At 44.7% G+C, this 14,137-nt stretch carries 12 protein-coding genes; 6 read left to right on the top strand and 6 right to left on the bottom strand.

The annotated features are described in order from the left end of the window. Nucleotides 1–4 precede the first annotated feature (4 nt). On the bottom strand, nucleotides 5–3,232 hold the full coding sequence (locus NG798_RS04760) for a glycoside hydrolase family 15 protein (RefSeq protein WP_261220666.1): 3,228 nt from the start codon (nucleotides 3,230–3,232) through the stop codon (nucleotides 5–7). Between the two features lie 437 nt (nucleotides 3,233–3,669). On the opposite strand from NG798_RS04760, the gene NG798_RS04765 reads away from it, so the two are divergent. After that, complete coding sequence (locus NG798_RS04765) at nucleotides 3,670–4,419, top strand: WecB/TagA/CpsF family glycosyltransferase (RefSeq protein ID WP_261220667.1); 750 nt, start codon at nucleotides 3,670–3,672, stop codon at nucleotides 4,417–4,419. A gap of 58 nt (nucleotides 4,420–4,477) precedes the next feature. On the opposite strand, the gene NG798_RS04770 is transcribed toward NG798_RS04765, so the two are convergent. Then, nucleotides 4,478–6,550 (bottom strand): ABC transporter ATP-binding protein, encoded by a 2,073-nt coding sequence (locus tag NG798_RS04770; RefSeq protein ID WP_261220668.1) that lies wholly within the window; start codon nucleotides 6,548–6,550, stop codon nucleotides 4,478–4,480. Between the two features lie 71 nt (nucleotides 6,551–6,621). After that, the gene (locus NG798_RS04775) at nucleotides 6,622–6,756 is read right to left on the bottom strand and encodes a hypothetical protein (protein WP_261220669.1); all 135 of its coding nucleotides are present in this window, start codon (nucleotides 6,754–6,756) and stop codon (nucleotides 6,622–6,624) included. A 261-nt stretch (nucleotides 6,757–7,017) separates the two neighbouring features. Between NG798_RS04775 and NG798_RS04780 the strand changes: the two genes are divergently transcribed. From NG798_RS04780 to NG798_RS04790, 3 genes are all read left to right on the top strand, one after another. After that, nucleotides 7,018–8,040: a hypothetical protein gene (locus NG798_RS04780; protein ID WP_261220670.1), complete on the top strand. Its 1,023-nt coding sequence runs from the start codon at nucleotides 7,018–7,020 to the stop codon at nucleotides 8,038–8,040. Between the two features lie 451 nt (nucleotides 8,041–8,491). Further along, a complete protein-coding gene (locus NG798_RS04785) occupies nucleotides 8,492–9,211 on the top strand; it encodes a pyridoxine 5'-phosphate synthase (RefSeq protein ID WP_261220671.1) in 720 nt (239 codons plus the stop codon). 53 nt (nucleotides 9,212–9,264) lie between these two features. Then, nucleotides 9,265–9,594, top strand: a complete 330-nt coding sequence (locus NG798_RS04790) for an MgPME-cyclase complex family protein (protein ID WP_261220672.1) — start codon at nucleotides 9,265–9,267, stop codon at nucleotides 9,592–9,594. Between the two features lie 105 nt (nucleotides 9,595–9,699). Here NG798_RS04790 and NG798_RS04795 read toward each other — a convergent pair whose 3' ends face one another. The 3 genes from NG798_RS04795 to folD form a co-directional block, all read right to left on the bottom strand. After that, nucleotides 9,700–10,155, bottom strand: a complete 456-nt coding sequence (locus NG798_RS04795) for a divergent PAP2 family protein (RefSeq protein ID WP_261220673.1) — start codon at nucleotides 10,153–10,155, stop codon at nucleotides 9,700–9,702. A gap of 87 nt (nucleotides 10,156–10,242) precedes the next feature. Next, nucleotides 10,243–11,172 (bottom strand): geranylgeranyl diphosphate synthase CrtE, encoded by a 930-nt coding sequence (gene crtE / locus NG798_RS04800; protein ID WP_261220674.1) that lies wholly within the window; start codon nucleotides 11,170–11,172, stop codon nucleotides 10,243–10,245. Between the two features lie 107 nt (nucleotides 11,173–11,279). Beyond that, nucleotides 11,280–12,158, bottom strand: coding sequence for a bifunctional methylenetetrahydrofolate dehydrogenase/methenyltetrahydrofolate cyclohydrolase FolD (folD, locus tag NG798_RS04805; protein ID WP_261220675.1), 879 nt, complete (start codon nucleotides 12,156–12,158; stop codon nucleotides 11,280–11,282). 357 nt (nucleotides 12,159–12,515) lie between these two features. Between folD and NG798_RS04810 the strand changes: the two genes are divergently transcribed. Both NG798_RS04810 and NG798_RS04815 read left to right on the top strand, forming a co-directional pair. Then, nucleotides 12,516–12,986, top strand: coding sequence for a hypothetical protein (locus NG798_RS04810; RefSeq protein WP_261220676.1), 471 nt, complete (start codon nucleotides 12,516–12,518; stop codon nucleotides 12,984–12,986). Between the two features lie 30 nt (nucleotides 12,987–13,016). After that, nucleotides 13,017–13,469: an NUDIX hydrolase gene (locus NG798_RS04815; RefSeq protein WP_261220677.1), complete on the top strand. Its 453-nt coding sequence runs from the start codon at nucleotides 13,017–13,019 to the stop codon at nucleotides 13,467–13,469. The last annotated feature ends 668 nt before the right edge of the window (nucleotides 13,470–14,137 follow it).

Below are 14,137 nucleotides of genomic sequence, written 5' to 3' on the forward strand. Positions count from 1 at the left end.
TTTTTCACCCCAACTGAGTTAAGAAGCGGAAAGCCTTAACAACAAAACTCGCACAAACATAAGGCGAAGTATCATAAAAAGCAGGCCAAGCTAAAGCCTTATCTTCATCATAAAAACTCGCTCGTTCTGGATGATTTTCTAACCACGCCAAACGCACCGCATGACCAATAATCACATCCAAAACCAGATAATCTTCAACCTGCAAATTAGGGTTGCGAACCGCTATCGCTGAAAGTTCCATCAACGCCTCAATATTAACCTGCCGGTACTCCGGCGCCTCAATTTTATTCAACAAATGCTCAACTTTCAGGGCAAAATTCTTTTCATTTTGCGTCATTTCTGAGAGCATTTCCTCGCTTTCTAAACGATTGCGGCGTTCTAATTTATCCCCCACAACCAACCCTTTACAATGTTTCATTAACTGCCAAACCGACTCAAAAAAGTCTTCAGGAACTCGTCCCCGTACCCCGTCTAATTGTCGTTGCCGGTGCCAATTGCCGGTCACGAATACCGGGTTATCCAGCGGTGCAACAACCCAATCAATCTCCTGCTCTTTTTGGTTAATATGCAAAGATTCTTGTTGCTTTAAAAGTTGGTTTACCCCTTCATATCCCACCAATACTTGCCGCAGTCGCGTTTTAATTTCAAACGGACTTAAACGCATTAATTGCTCATAAGCCTCATCTTGAGTCACCCCTAACTCTTTAGCAAGTTCACTGGTAAGCAACAAAATTAAATATCCTACTCGCAAAGTCAGCAACCCATTAAATAATGCCGGTTCTGATTTAATCAGTAATCCCAAATAAATCAAAATTTCCTGAGTTAACACCCGTTCCCGGATATCCTCACGGCAAAATTGGGAAATTTTTTCCATAAGTTCCGGGTAAGACTTGGGACGAGTAATTAAGGAAGCTTCGCTGTAAGCTTTGCCAACTGCAATTTGTTTTTGCCGCACTAAAATATCCGTGACAGCATCCGATAAACCAATATCAACTTTATTTAACAACCCCGCCGCGTGGCGTACAATTGCCCATTCAATTTTCAGTTTTCCGGGTTCATTTTTCGACTGAGAACTGCCGGCAGCTTTTGCATAAACTTCATCCAATAAATCAGCCACCGTCACAGGTTCATTTGGCCCTCCCAGGCCGGTATCAAAGTTTAAACTTTTTAACCGCACTAGCGAATTTAATAACTCGATTTGCTCATAAATATTGTCGGAATTTCGGAGACTTTTTAGCAACCAAGTCAGATTTTTTTGAAATTCCAGACTAAATTCTTGCGAAGAGTTCAACGGTTTAGTTTTCTCAGGATTATAGGCTAAATAATAGCAGCTTGGTAAAGGATCTTTCACCGGCTCACTGGAAAACTCAAACTCATGCAGAAAATCAATTCTCTCACTACCCGAAGTTAGCAACAATTGATTCAACCGGCCCAACTTCACCGGCACTGTCCCACAATTTCCACCCTTCAACTCTTGCATCAATTCCAACAACGCATCAAACCCCGATTTTAACATTGCCTCCGTAATTAAAAGCGTCATCGTAGGCCGGCCCAACTGACACCAATGCTGATAAATATAAGCAATTTCATACTTAATTTGTGACACCAAGAAATGGTAATCAAGCGTTAAATAAAACTGCTCCAAATCCAAAACAGCCGGCAAAAACACCATTCTTTCTCCCCGAATATTAAACATCCGAGAAGTCGTCAAACTCCGCAACCGGCGCACCGGCCGGCCCGTTAAACCCAACTTATCATTTCGCCCAATATACCAATAAGCCGCCGAAAGTTCCCAAGCTTGTCTCACTTGAATCGGTTCAACTTCTGTCGGAGTCTGAGTTTCAATTCCATAGGCCGCCAATTGGTCTTGCAAAGCCTCATTTTCTGCCAGCAATGCAACTTGAACAACCGGCTGTCGGTGACGACCCACACACAAATGCCGGCCCAAAGGATCAACATCCCCAATATCAATTAACCCCTCATCAATCATCTGACCCAAAAAATACAAACTCTGCGCCCAAACCAAAGGGATATTTTCATTCGGCAACCGTTTTTGACTTTGAGGATTTAACTTTTCTGCCTCTATATTTTCCCCTGGCACATAATACAACTCTGGCAGCAAACCAAACCCATCACGCTCAACCACCAAAGACTGCAAACGGCTTTTATACTCCTCAACCTGCTTACCATCACGGCGAAACAACCCATCTAAAAGCAAATAAGTCAAAAACAACGGCCACTCACACTCAATATGCTCAAACTGTCTCAACTCCCAAGGCTCATAATGCAAGCGATGAGGATCTTCTAAAATTGTTTGATGACCATCTCGCAAAAACCGCTTACACCCATAATTTCCCAACAACTTACTAACAATTTCTCCCCGCGTCCGTTCCACCACATCGGCATTTTCCACCGCAAAAGCCGGAAAACCAATCACACTCAACAAAGCCGCATCAATCTCCTTAGAAAGAGACTCCCTTGGCAACAAAGATTCTAACGTCATTCGAGCGCGGGCAATTTCGTCTGGTAACACATGAATCACCGAAGCCTGCGACCCCCGCACCCCAAACAAATTAACCCCATTAATCGCCTCCAGAGCCGCCTTAGCCATGCCAATTGAACTCGCATTCAACTCCGCATTTCCCTTATTAGTTTTATTCCCCCTCTCCCAAATCCCATAATCAGGAGTGCGGTAAGCACGGCCAATATAATAAACCAAATTTTGAATAAAATTAACCTCATCCAAACTATAAACAATATGCAAACCAGAAGCCGTCATCTGTGCCAACATCAGCACATAAAGCGAAGTAGCATCTAACTGTAAATGCCCCCACTCATCGTCCCCCACCACCACATCACCACTCGCCGTATTGTATTTAGCGTGCAAACAATCTAACAAAGACTGCGTATCTTTAAACCGCTCAACTTTATCCGATTGACGCATCATACAAAACAGCACACCACGCATCAACTTAATAACACTATGTTCAAGTTCAAACGTCCGCCCCGTACAATCATCAATTTTGCGATACGCCAACGCCAAACCCCAAACCGCCAAAATACTGTACACATTATCTCGCACCCAAGCATCCGTATAATCCCCATGAGCATTAACCGCCGTAGAAGCCGGCAACAAACCCGTAATCGGATTTTGGCGTTTAATAATCGTCGCCTCTATTTGGCGATAATAATCTTCCAAACGAGCTTGAAATTGAACAGCAGAAATAGGCATCTTTTTTACCAAAAACTTCCGGTTATTTTTAACAAAGACAAGAAAGCAGCTTTTACACTTTTAGCAAACTCAAGCCTCAATGCTTGAGAGCGTTTGCTAACCGCCAGCAAAAAACTTAAACTTATGAGCGGCAAAACAAAGCCAATCATCAGAGGATTTAGCCCTTTTTTAAACCTTAGACAAAACTCAAACTTTTTTATGCTTACTTTTATACAACTGACAAAGAAATAGTAAAGATTAAGATTATATTAAGACCGGCCTCATGTCAAGACAACCGGCCCAAAAAAAATTTCCGCCAGAGAGGCAGTAAAAATACGGCTCAAATAGACCATTGCAGAAGAACCCAAAACAACGATAATAAATTGGGAAAGCCCAAAACACAGCCGGGGCATCCTCAAAAACCAAAAACCAAAAACCAAAAGCGTGTGAGACAAGATATGCAATTAGAGGCAGCCAAAAAATTCAAAGTATTAGGGCAACCAGTACACCTATTACAAGACTACCCAACCTGGTTAATACAACGCTTGCAACAAGGCAAAGGCAGCCACGTCGTCACCCTCAACGCGGAAATGACAATGCAAGCAAAAGAAAACCCAGACCTAGCAGCAGCAATCAACCAAGCAGAACTCGTCATTCCCGACGGTGCCGGAGTAGTTATCTACCTTCAAATGTACAAACAAAAAGTACAGCGATGCCCCGGCATAGAACTAGCCGAAGCCCTCCTCAAACAAGCAGAGCAACTCGGAGAAAAATGCCCGGTATATTTTTATGGAGGAGCCCCCGGAATCGCCCAAACAGCCGCCCAATATTGGCATCAAAAAACCCCCAATTTAAAAATAGCAGGAATCACCGACGGCTACATTAACCCCGACCAACAAAAACAACTTTGCCAAACCCTAAAAACCATCGAACCCAAAATAATATTAGTCGGCTTAGGAGTACCCCGCCAAGAACTTTGGATCACCCAAAACCGGCACCATTGCCCAAACGCAATATGGATAGGAATAGGCGGAAGCTTCGACATTTGGGCCGGCATCAAAAATCGAGCCCCCTACTGGATGCAAAAACTACACCTAGAATGGCTATATCGCCTCTATCAAGAACCCTGGAGATGGCGAAGAATGTTAGCCCTACCCCATTTTGCTTTGATTGCCCTCCTCTCCCTAAAAACCCAAACCCAAAAATAAAAAAACCCAGAAATTTCCCGACACCCCTACAACCTCTGCCTTAACCAAAAACCCCCCATCAAACCAACTGCCCCCTAGCCCCCTGCTGATCCTTAATTCGCTCCAAACTCCCCGTAGGAATAGAAGCAATCAACTGGCGAGTATAATCCTTCTTTGGCTCCCGATAAAGTCGCTCCGAACTATCTATCTCCTCAATTTTCCCCTTATTCATAACAATAATGCGGTCACTCATAAACTTAACCACACTCAAATCATGGGAAATAAAAATATAAGTCAAACCAAACTCACCTTGCAACTCCTTCAACAAATTTAAAACCTGAGCCTGCACCGAAACATCCAGAGCAGAAACCGACTCATCACAAATAATAAACTTTGGATTTAAAGCCAAAGCACGAGCAATACAAACCCGCTGACGTTGACCCCCAGAAAACTCATGGGGAAGTCTCCGCATCCAGTCCGCATTTAGCCCCACCCGTTCCAACAAATAAGCAGCCCTTTCACGTTGCGCCTGGGAATTTTTTCCCACCGAATGAATTTTTAGAGGCTCCATAATCGCCTCCCCAATCGTCATCCGGGGATTAAGAGAACCATAAGGATCTTGAAAAATAATTTGCATTTCCCGACGCAGCCGGCGGAGTTTTTCTCCGACAATTTTTGTAATATTTTCTCCCTCAAAATAAATCCCCCCACTCATCGGTTCAATCAAGCGAATCATCGTCCGAGCCAAAGTTGTTTTGCCGCATCCAGATTCCCCAACCAACCCCAAAGTTTCACCCGGATAAACTTCAAAAGAAACCCCATTTACAGCCATCGAATAACGTTTAGTTTCCCCAAACATACCCCGCACCGGAAAACCTACTTTTAGCTCGTCTACTTTCAGCAGAGGTTGTTGTTTCTGAAGTTGTTGTAAACGTTCTGCCATTTCTGCTTCGCTCACTTCCGCAGAAAGGGTATTTGAATGCACAGAAAGTTTATTCGTACCCTCACTCACCGGCAACGAAGAACCACCCTCACCCACAATATCCGCCACCGGCCCAGAAACCTCACCCATTCCCGCCATCAAACTACCATCAAGATCCAGTTGAGGTTGGGAAGCCACAACCGCCGTCGGAGAATTTTGCGATTGGGAAGCAATACTTTTTTCTAAAATCTCCATTTGTCCAGCCTCATTTTTCACAGTTTCCATATAATCAGAAACCGTCGGTAAATAACGCAAACGGCGATTTAATTGAGGCCGGCAAGATAATAAACCTTTAGTATAGGGATGTTGCGGATTAGAAAAAATTTCCCAAACCGAATTATATTCAACAATTTTGCCTTGATACATCACAGCAACCCAATCAGCAATTTCTGCAATCACCCCCAAATCGTGGGTAATAAACATCATCGTCATTTCCCGGCGGTCGCGTAAATCTCTCAGCAAACTTAAAATTGTTGCTTGCACCGTAACATCTAAAGCCGTCGTTGGTTCATCAGCAATTAATAAAGACGGGTTACAAGAAATTGCCATAGCAATCATCACCCGTTGAATTTGACCCCCAGATAATTGATGAGGGTAACGATTAAGAATCGCTTCCTTTTGCTCATTAATACTCTGCAAAATTTGCCGCTCATTGCGCCAAGATTTATGAGTTTCCAGAAAACGCTGTTGCAGTTCTTCATCACTAGGCAAAAGTTTTACCTCTTGCAGCAAAGCCATTGCTTGTCGTTTAGCTTGGATCTGCGAAACATTTTGATGCCGACAAATTGCTTCAGTAAGTTGAAAACCAACCGTATAAACAGGATTAAGCGAACTCATCGGCTCTTGAAAAATCATCGCCATTTGTCCGCCTCGGTACTGCTGAATTTTTTGGGCCGGTAAGTCCAACAAATTCACCGCCGGCATCGAGGAAGATCCTGGGGTAGAGCCCCTAAACCAAATTTCCCCACCGACAATTTTTCCAGGCGGGTTAGGAACCAAACCCATAACAGCAAGAGAAGTCACAGACTTGCCAGATCCCGACTCTCCTACAATGCCCAACGTTTGACCGCGTTTAATTTCAAAAGAAATGCCATCAACGGCTGTGATTTGTTTCCAGTCGGTTTGGAATTCAACTTGTAGGTTACGAACACTTAAAATAGTTTCGGTCATGTCTGGCAAATAACAACAGGCGGAATATAAGGATTTTAACAGCGCTTTCTGTTATATTGCCCCAAACTCTACTACATTTTAGGCAACCATCCGCAGCATAAATCATTGCCAACGCTGCCTACCCCCGGCCCAACACCACACCGGCGCGTCAGTTTCTCATCTCTTGTCATTAACAAAATAGTCAAGATTTCTCGACGCTCAACCATCCAAACAAAGTTTTTTAACCTAAAAAACTGTTTTCCCTCCCACAAACACCGCTCACATCGCCCAACTCAACGAGATCACCGCATCCTCCACCCCGTCAGAAAAAAGTCCGTCGTGCCATGACAGTTGCACGCCCTGGTTTAAGCTACTATTACAGCAAACGCCAAATCAGTCGCCCTAGAAATTCAGAGATTGAAATAAACGAATAACATACTATTCTTTTGTTAGAATACACCTCACCCAGCGCTCTCGTTGTTGTAGCCATGCCAACAAACCCTCTCGAACTTGCCAAGCAGGGCGATCCAAATGCGATTGCCGCGCTGCTAAACCGTACTCTTCAACCCAAGGGCATCACCGCCACAGCCGAACAACAAGGCGGTTTTTTGCACGTTCTTTTGCACTCGACTCAAGTTGCACCACATAAACAAATCGTAGAATTTATCCAGCAAGGCATGAACAAGCTGGAAAGTCCGGTTATCCATACAGTCAGAATTGACAGCTACCAAACCGGCTCAGACTCACCCGCCTGGAGTGACGAATTTGGCCTAGAATCTGCCTTAATTGACCAAAGCGATTTTCCGCCGATTATGGATGATCCCTCCCTAGACGACTATTCCGACTCGGAGGATATGATGGGCAACCAACCCAGGTATGATGACCCGCAATACGACGAACTTCCCCAAGAAGGCTATGAAGATGGGGATGGACAGGAAGAAGAAGAAGAAGAAGAAGAACCACAACCGGCAAAAGCCAAGCGTCAACCTCCCAAACTTTTGTTGCTGTTGTTAGGACTTTTAGCCCTCGCTCTCCTCGGTGTCGGTGCCGCCTTTGCTCTCAAACTTGGCCCCTTTGCCGAAACAGCCGAAACTCCACCACCACCGGCACCCTCCTCGGCTAAACAAGCAGCCCCAGCCAACGCTACACCGGCAGCAGCCCCTAAACCGGCCACACCGGCACCAGCCACCAAACCTGCTACACCGGCAGCAGCCACCAAACCTGCTACACCGGCAGCCAACACCCCCAAACCGGCAGCCAACACCCCCAAACCCGCAACCGCCACAGATCCCTGGCGCGATGCCGTCAAAAAAGCCGAAACTGCTGGCAACCTAGGCTTTGCTAGACCGCAAACCCCCCAAGAATGGGAAGCTTTAGGCCAACAATGGCAAGCAGCCATTGATGCCATGAAAAAAGTACCCGCCAATCATCCCAAATATAAAGAAGCTCAGCAAAAAATCAAAGAGTATCAAATTAACCTAGACTATGCAAAACAAAATGCAGGGACTTGATTTTTAAAACGGGCCGGTGGCTTAAATTCCTCTCAATTCGTTCGCCTAGCGTGGCCGAGCGCGAACTGGTTTCCCCCTTCCCAGTCTGGCAGGGGGAGAGGTGTTTTTAGAAAAAAAATTAAGAAAAGTTTTAAATTTTCAACAGCCGGGCCGGTGTGTGATGCGTGCACCGCCGACTCAAAAAAAGTTACTAAAAATCTTTAGCGAGCAAAACTTAAAACCTCCTCAAATTTTTCTCCACCTATTAGGAAAACATCAAGATAGAGCCTAGTTAAAACTTATCGCGGCTGCCTCAAGAGTTGACCTTTGAAAAAATTGCCTAAATTGTCAAATTAGACAACTCGCCAGAGAGCGTAAGCCGGCCAAACAAGAACAAAAACCCCACTTTAAACAAATCAAACAATCAGGTAAAATAAACGGCGGAACCTTCTCACACTAGGAGAAAAATTCATTGCCGACACTAGGCGTCAACATTGACCACGTTGCCACCATTCGTCAAGCAAGACGCACCGTTGAACCCGATCCCGTAGCCGCAGCCGTACTATGCGAACTGGCCGGCGCCGACGGCATAACCGTACACTTGCGAGAAGACCGGCGCCACATCCAAGACAGAGACGTGCAGATACTTCGTCAAACCGTCCGCACCCATCTCAACTTGGAAATGGCAGCCACCGACGAAATGGTGAAAATTGCCCTCAACATCAAACCCGACTACGTTACCCTCGTTCCCGAACGCCGCGAAGAAGTCACCACCGAAGGCGGACTAGACATCAAAGGCAACCTCGACCGCATGACCGCCGTAGTAGACACATTGCAAGGCGCCGGCATCCCCGTCAGTTTATTTATCGACGCAGACATAGCACAAATCGAAGCATCTGTCAAGGTAAAAGCCCAATTTATTGAACTACACACCGGCACCTATGCCGAAGCCAAAGGCGAAGAACAACAAAAAAAAGAACTCGCCATATTAGCCGACGGTGCAAAACAAGCAAAAGCAGCCGGTTTACGAGTCAACGCCGGACACGGATTGACTTATTGGAACGTTCAGCCAGTAGCCAACATCGAAGGCATGGAAGAACTCAACATTGGTCATACAATAATAAGTCGGGCCGTCTTAGTTGGACTAGAGCGAGCCGTCCGAGAAATGAAACAAGCAATCAATGGTCAATAACTATTGGTCATTAATTCACAAATGACTATTGACAAATGACAAAGGACAAAAAAATGCAAACATACTACTACGTTTTGGCCTCTCAAAAATTTTTACTTCAAGAAGAACCCTTCGAGGAAGTATTAAAAGAACGTAAAAGACACTATCAAGAACAAGAAAAACAAATAGACTTTTGGCTAGTTAAACAACCGGCCTTTTTAGAAGCCCCAGAAATGGCCGAAATTAAAGGCAAATGCCCGCAACCGGCAGCCGCAGTCATTTCCACCAACCCGCAATTTATCACTTGGTTAAAACTGCGCCTAGAATTCGTTATCACCGGCGAATTTCAAGCCCCCAGCGCCGGCATTCCCGACGCCCTCGCATCCTTAGCGCCGGTTGCCTAAACAAAACAACAAAAGCATTTATAGCCTTTGTTATATAACTCTCGTACAGAAAAACCCGGTTTCTTGAAGAAGCCGGGTTTTTAGAATCTAAAAAGCACTATAAACTCAATAAGCCGGCCCAGCAATCCAAGAAATAGCAACCCCCAAAACCAAACCCACAATCACCTGAAAAGGAGTATGCCCAAGCAACTCCTTAAGCCGGTTTTCATTAAACTCCGGGTGTTCTTGAAAAAACTCATCAATAATTTGATTCAAAACCCGTGCTTGTTTCCCAGCCGCCTGACGAACCCCAGCCGCATCATACATCACAATAATTGCAAAAATCGCCGCAATAGCAAACTCCGCCGTTTCCCAGCCAAGAGTTTGCCCCACACCAGTTGCCAGAGAAGTGACAAAAGCCGAATGAGCACTAGGCATCCCACCGGTTGTCACCAAAGAACGTAAATTCACCTTGCCATGTTTTGCAAGCTCAACGAAAACCTTTAAAACTTGAGCCAGCACACAAGAAAAAAGAGCAACCATTAACACATGGTTGTTTAGGATATTTCCGAAATCCTGCATAAGAATAAATCATCAAAAATTAAACAGCTTTTTCCCAAAACAATGTCCGCCGCGATGTTGGATGCGGCAATAAAAATTCAATAGCTATCAATGCTTGCGATTCGTAATAAAATCTGCAAGAGCTTGTAGAGGTTGAGCCTTCTCACCAAAACACGCTAATTCAGCCTTTGCCGACTCCACCAACTGCCGCGCTTGACGCGATGATTCTTCTAAACCCCAAATACTCGGATAAGTTGCCTTTTGGGCTTGTAAATCTTTGCCTGCTGTCTTGCCCAACTGTTCAGCAGTCGCAGTAATATCGAGAATGTCATCAATAATTTGAAACGCCAAACCAATATTCTGAGCATAGCGAGACATTTTTTGTAATTCCTCAGAAGACGCACCGGCCAAAATCCCCCCAGAAACCACACAAGCCTCTAACAAAGCCCCGGTTTTATGGGTATGAATATAACTAAGCGTTTCTATCGAAATATCCGACTTGCCTTCCGAGTCCAAATCAACCACCTGACCGCCAACCAAACCAGCAGCCCCAACCGCACGACCCAGCAAAGCAATCACTCGTAAAACTCGATCCGCCGGCACCCCTTTAGTTTCAGCCGCAACGTGCTCAAACGAATAAGCAAGCAAACCATCGCCGGCCAAAATCGCAATATCTTCCCCGTACACCTTATGATTTGTCAACTTACCCCGACGATAATCATCATTATCCATTGCCGGCAAATCATCATGGATCAGCGACATGGTGTGAATCATCTCTAAAGCACAAGCCGTTGGCAAAGCCATTTCCACTGTTCCACCGGCCAACTCACAACTCGCCAAACACAAAATCGGACGTAAACGCTTACCCCCCGCCAACAGCGAGTAGCGCATCGACTCATAAATTTTTTCAGGATAAATAACAGGGATAGAGCGGTCGAGCGCTGCTTCTACCAGCGGCTGTCGTTCAGCCAGATAAACAGACAACTCAAACCCAGCTTTGGCTTCTTTTTTTACAGAATCAGTATGTGCTGACACCATCCCTCTATCCCTCTTGCGTTTAATTCCTAACCAATTCTACGGGGTATCGGTCACATTGGAAGACCCAAACTCCGCACAGCCAACCCAAAGTTTATCCAAACTAACGCCTAGGCCATTTTTTTGCAGTAACTATCTACCGTATTCTGTAACAGTATCGCCACCGTCATCGGGCCAATTCCACCAGGCACCGGCGTAATATATCCAGCCACTTGCTTTACCTGCTCAAAATCCACATCTCCAACCAAGCGATTTTTGCCGGTGGTATCATCAACGATACTATTAATGCCCACATCAATCACCACAGCACCCGGTTTCACCATCTCAGCCGTTATAGCTAGAGGCCGGCCTATAGCTGCCACCAGAATATCAGCACTGCGAGTAAGCGCCGCTAAATCTTGAGTGCGAGAATGAGCAATAGTCACCGTCGCATTTGCTTCCAACAGCATCAAAGCCATTGGTTTGCCAACTAAAATACTTCTTCCAATTACTACCGCCTGCTTTCCCTTGACATCAATTTGATACTCTTCTAAAACACGCATCACACCGGCCGGCGTACAACTTCTCAAGCCAACTTCCGAACGCAACAACCGGCCCATATTAAGCGGATGTAGCCCATCACCATCTTTATTGGGGTCTATTTTATTTAAAGCCGCCACCGCATCCAAATGATTTGGCAAAGGCAACTGTACCAATATTGCATCCACTCGTTCATCTTCGTTTAACTCACAGATCGCCGCTTCCAGTTCTGCTTGTGTGGCCGATCCCGGAAAATTTTTGCCTAACGAAGCAATCCCCACTTTAGCGCAGGCTCGCTCTTTATTGCGAACATAGGCCGCACTGGCTGGGTTGTCTCCTACCATCAGCACAGCCAGTCCGGGCGGGCGTTTTCCTTGAGTTTGTAGGGTTTGGATACGCTGTTGCAGTTCGGTGTGGATTTTTTCGGCGACAGCTTTACCATCTAATAAAACAGCAGTTTTTGCATCCATTGAGGTTTAAATCGCATTTTCATGTTCGGTTTCGCGCTTTATTAGTTTCTCAGAAAATCGCCTCCTAAGCGCACTTTTCTACTCATCCTTGTACCACCCTCAGCCATCGCTTCCTCCCCGGTTGCCAAAAAAGCCTCCCACCTCCACAACCCTACAGATCCAAAAAAAACTCTCACCGGCCTTGATTTGTTTGCTTTTAGCGATATTTTTTAAACCTTTTTAACCAATTTTCGCTTAATGTTGTATAATAGCCAAACAGTAAAGCGAAACTAAGCAAAAAAACCGCAACCCAACCATGTCACCTTCCGCCTTGTTAATCATCCAAATAAAACTACACAATCAAAGAGATATTCACCGATGGAAATAAACAAAGGCAATGTCAAGTTTAAATTCATCCCCTCTGATTTTCTCACTTTTACAGTTGAAAACCAGTTCAGTTTAATGAATTTAAATAAAAAACCAGCCTTGCGTTTTGGGGGGATATCTATATTGTTAGGGGCAATCTTGGGATGTGGTAGTTTTGCCCAAAATATGCCGGTGACAAACATCGCCGATATTCGCCAAAACCGCAGCAATTATTCTACGATTTATCTCAAAGGTCGGGTGGAAAATCAAGCCCCTTTTCTCGGCACCGGCGCCTATCAAGTCCGCGATGAAACCGGCAGTATTTGGGTATTTACAACGCAAAGTTTACCAAACAAAGGTGATGAAATTTTGCTCAAAGGAGAAGTGCAATATAAAAGTATTCCTCTGGCCGGTCAAGATTTAGGAGAGGTTTACATAGATGAATTGGAACAAGTGAAACGCCTGCCAGTTGAAAAAAAATAGTTAAAAATAACCGAACATTAATGAGGATTTATGAGTGAAGGACTCATTCATGTGGCCCTAGCAATTTTGTATAATAAAAACGGCCAGTTTCTTATGCAATTACGAGATAATATCCCCACCATTGTACATCCGGGGAAGTGGAGTTTTTTTGGTGGTCATCTTGAACCGGGAGAAGTACCCGCAGAGGGGGTTAAACGGGAATTGTTAGAAGAAATTGGTTATACACCGGCAGAGTTAAGAGAATTTCGATGTTATTCTGATGGCAAAGTGGCTCGGCATATTTTTTACGCACCTTTGAACCGAGGATTAGACGAATTACAGTTAAATGAAGGCTGGGATATGGGATTAATAACCACCCAAGAAATAGAAAAAGGTGAAGCATTTTCTGAAAAGGCCGGTGGTGTATGGCCTTTATCCGACGTCTACCGCTCTATTCTCCTTGAATTTATCTCCCAAAATTCCGGCTTATTTGGAGATTTTTAGTTGTTTCTCGGAGGTTAAGAGCAAGGGAGGATACAAAAAATATTAATAGCAATTTTCAGAATTGAGCCAAAAAAAGTTAGGCTGAGTTAGGGCTTGTTTGCGGGTAGGGGAAGGAGAGAAAAAACTTTCTAATGAATTGTAAGAAGACTTTTCAGAGATTGGATTAATAAGCAAAGTAACAACAAGAGTAGAGATTAATAAAACAAAGCAAGCTAAAGTTAAGAAGGCAGCCTCCGCACTTTTACGAGAAAATTGGGGAATTGGCGGGAAGTATCCAGACCGGCAAACCCAACATTAGCCGCAAATAACCAAATTGCAGGCCGGGGTGAAAAACTTCTTAACAAAGGGGTGTGGATTGATCAATTCCGTGCTTAATTTGAGATGGAGTGATTTTAAATTAGTTGCACACAAATAGCAGAGAGCGGGGGAAAAAGTAGCCAATGACACGATTTTCTGAGGGGCAGGTTAAAACCGGCGGCTAGGCAAAGCGGCAGATATGTAGCAAAATTATCGTTAAAAATCACCTAAAAAGGGGGAAAACCAGTAGCCATTCAGTGCCGGTGTAGCCAACATCACTAAGGCCCGCAAAAAAAATCACAGCCCCAAGTGATAAAGATCACACACAAAAGGGCACTTGCGTCAGCCTGTATGCACAGAATTCTCACAGA

Origin of the sequence: Ancylothrix sp. D3o, assembly GCF_025370775.1 — a bacterium.
Classification (GTDB): Bacteria; Cyanobacteriota; Cyanobacteriia; order Cyanobacteriales; family Oscillatoriaceae; genus Ancylothrix.

Bases quoted from the DNA above. Each gene is read 5' to 3' on its own strand.
- NG798_RS04810 (WP_261220676.1), top strand. From the start codon at position 12,516: ATGGAAATAAACAAAGGCAATGTCAAGTTTAAATTCATCCCCTCTGAT.
- NG798_RS04790 (WP_261220672.1), top strand. From the start codon at position 9,265: ATGCAAACATACTACTACGTTTTGGCCTCTCAAAAATTTTTACTTCAA.
- crtE (WP_261220674.1), bottom strand. From the start codon at position 11,172: ATGGTGTCAGCACATACTGATTCTGTAAAAAAAGAAGCCAAAGCTGGG.
- NG798_RS04815 (WP_261220677.1), top strand. From the start codon at position 13,017: ATGAGTGAAGGACTCATTCATGTGGCCCTAGCAATTTTGTATAATAAA.
- NG798_RS04795 (WP_261220673.1), bottom strand. From the start codon at position 10,155: ATGCAGGATTTCGGAAATATCCTAAACAACCATGTGTTAATGGTTGCT.
- NG798_RS04770 (WP_261220668.1), bottom strand. From the start codon at position 6,550: ATGACCGAAACTATTTTAAGTGTTCGTAACCTACAAGTTGAATTCCAA.
- NG798_RS04775 (WP_261220669.1), bottom strand. From the start codon at position 6,756: ATGGTTGAGCGTCGAGAAATCTTGACTATTTTGTTAATGACAAGAGAT.
- NG798_RS04760 (WP_261220666.1), bottom strand. From the start codon at position 3,232: ATGCCTATTTCTGCTGTTCAATTTCAAGCTCGTTTGGAAGATTATTAT.
- NG798_RS04765 (WP_261220667.1), top strand. From the start codon at position 3,670: ATGCAATTAGAGGCAGCCAAAAAATTCAAAGTATTAGGGCAACCAGTA.
- folD (WP_261220675.1), bottom strand. From the start codon at position 12,158: ATGGATGCAAAAACTGCTGTTTTATTAGATGGTAAAGCTGTCGCCGAA.
- NG798_RS04780 (WP_261220670.1), top strand. From the start codon at position 7,018: ATGCCAACAAACCCTCTCGAACTTGCCAAGCAGGGCGATCCAAATGCG.